The organism is Actinomycetota bacterium, from assembly GCA_036280995.1.
Lineage (GTDB): Bacteria > Actinomycetota > CALGFH01 > CALGFH01 > CALGFH01 > CALGFH01.
Map to the genome: position 1 here is coordinate 1 of DASUPQ010000882.1, position 2,275 is coordinate 2,275.

At 71.1% G+C, this 2,275-nt stretch carries 2 protein-coding genes and 1 pseudogene; 2 read left to right on the forward strand and 1 reads right to left on the reverse strand.

The genetic code is table 11. The features are described from left to right. Positions 1-1,118, reverse strand: a 1,118-nt coding sequence (locus tag VF468_29630) for a BTAD domain-containing putative transcriptional regulator (GenBank protein ID HEX5882448.1), incomplete at its 3' end; no start/stop codon positions are given. Between the two features lie 174 nt (positions 1,119-1,292). Between VF468_29630 and VF468_29635 the strand changes: the two genes are divergently transcribed. Both VF468_29635 and VF468_29640 read left to right on the forward strand, forming a co-directional pair. Beyond that, entirely contained in the window at positions 1,293-1,520 is a 228-nt protein-coding gene (locus tag VF468_29635; GenBank protein ID HEX5882449.1) for a hypothetical protein, read from the forward strand. After that, a pseudogene (locus tag VF468_29640) lies at positions 1,517-2,176 on the forward strand (DUF4396 domain-containing protein). The gene VF468_29635 and the pseudogene VF468_29640 overlap by 4 nt, the downstream one beginning before the upstream one ends. The last annotated feature ends 99 nt before the right edge of the window (positions 2,177-2,275 follow it).

Here is a 2,275-nt window from a genome sequence, read left to right on the forward strand (position 1 = left end):
GTCAGTAACCCGTTCGCGACCGTCGCGAACGCCTCGGTGAGGTGCTCGCAATTGTCGAGCACCAGCAGGCTCTCCCGTCGATGCAGATGACGGATGGCCCGGTCCAGGGCGGATCCGGGCCCGGCCGGCGCGCCGACCGCGTCGGCCACCGCGGGACCCAGGCCCTCGGCGTCCGCGACGCCGGCCAGGCCGACGAACCAGGACCCGTCCGGGGCCAGATCGGCCGCGACCACGTCCAGGGCGAGGCTGGTCTTGCCCACTCCGCCCGGCCCGGTGAGTGTCACCAGCCGCCGCGATCCGAGCAGTTCGCGCAACGCCAGGCGCTCGCGGTCCCGGCCGACGAACGACGTGAGCCGCATCGCCAGGGGCGGCGGCTCGGCCCGCGGCGCACGCGGCGGCGCGGCCAGCGCGGCGTCCTGGCGGAGCATCGCCTGCTCCAGCTCCCGCAATTCGGGGGAAGGGTCCAAGCCCAGCTCGTCGCCGAGGGTCTGTCGGGCCGACTGATAGGCGGCCAGGGCCTCGGCCTGCCGCCCGGACCGGTACAACGCGATCATCAGCTGGCCGTGCAGGCGTTCCCGCAGTGGGTGCCGGGCCACCAGTTCGGTCAACTCACCGACCAGTTCGGCGTGCTGCCCGGCGGCCAGCCGCACCTCCTCCAGGCGGGGCCGCTGTTCCCGGGCCCACGGCTCCGGTTCGAATTCCGCCAGGGCGGGACCCTGCCACAGCGCCAGCGCCGCGGCATACTGCCGTCCCGCCGTGGTCCCACCGTGCTCCGCCGTGCGCCGGGCCTCCTCGAGCAGCCGGGTGAAGCGATGAAGGTCCACGGCGTCTCGGTCGACGTCCAGCAGGTATCCCGGGCGCCTGGAGACCACCAGCGACTCCGGCAGACCGATGCCCCGCAATGCCCGACGCAGCCGGGAAACCCTGCCCTGCAGGGCATTGAGAGCGTTCGCGGGCAACTCCTCACCCCACAGGTCGTCGATCAGGCGCTCCGCCGGGACGACCCGTCCCGCGTCCAGCAACAGGCGGGTCAGCAGCGCCCGTTCCGCCGCGCCGCGCAGCACGGCCGGCGACCCGTCCACCACGACCTGCAGCGGCCCGAGCACCCAGAACTCCACACGGACCTCCCCACCTTGGGACGGGTTGTCGGCTGCCCGATTCTCACCTCGATATCCGACTCCCGGCAAGACCAGCGGCGCTGTGCCAATGCGGTCAGCGGGTGGACAGCGGCTGACAAGGCCACTGATCGATCGTCGGTTCGTCCAACCAGACCGAGGAGAAAGGAGGCGACGATGGCCGGAATCCGCGTCCACTGCCGCCACTGCCCGACCACCACAATCCTGTGGCCCGATCAGCTGCTGCTCGTGCCCAACCGTGGCACCGGCACCTGTCTGTTCTTCTGCCCGACCTGCCGGCGGATCACCGACCACCCGGCCGGACCGGACCAGCTGCTGCTGCTCACGGCGGCCGGCGTACCCCACGACGGCGACCGGCACCGGGTGCCCGGGGGACGGTCATGATCATCCCCGAGCCGGTCCTGTGGACCTGGTTCGCCCTCGCCGCCCTGTCCACCGCGTACGTCGCCTGGGACAACTTCGTCGCCGGCAACCCGGAGGAGACGGTGATGAAGTGGGGCTGGGTGCTGATCACCGTCTACATGGGGCCGATCGCCGCCGCCCTCTACGTCCTCACCGACAAGGAACCCCGCCCCGGCGAGCACGAACGCTTCATCCGGCCGCTGTGGAAGCAGGGCATCGGCTCCACCGTGCACTGCATCGCCGGCGACGCCACCGGCATCGTCGCCGCGGCCGTGATCACCTCCGTGCTCGGCCTGCCGATGTGGCTCGACCTGCTCGTCGAGTACGTCGCCGGGTTCGGCTTCGGCCTGCTCGTCTTCCAGGCCCTGTTCATGAAGGACATGATGGGCGGCTCCTACCGCGCGGCCCTGCGCGGCGCCTGGGTGCCCGAGTGGCTGTCGATGAACATGATGGCCGCCGGCATGTTCCCCGTCATGATCTTGTTGATGATGGGTCGGGACATGCGGGCGATGGACCCGCTGACCCCGCAGTTCTGGGCCGTGATGTCCCTCGGCGTGATCGTCGGCTTCTTCGTCGCCTACCCGGTCAACGTCTGGATGGTCGCCAAGAACCTCAAGCACGGCCTGATGACCGCCCGCCGCGCCACCGCCGCCCCGGCCGGAATTCCCACGCCCACCGCCACTCCCCCACCGCTCGCGGAGGCACTGTCATGACCACCCAGACCCAGAACACCGTCG

Excerpts from the sequence above, each read along its gene's own strand:
- VF468_29635 (HEX5882449.1), top strand. The coding sequence starts at position 1,293 with ATGGCCGGAATCCGCGTCCACTGCCGCCACTGCCCGACCACCACAATC.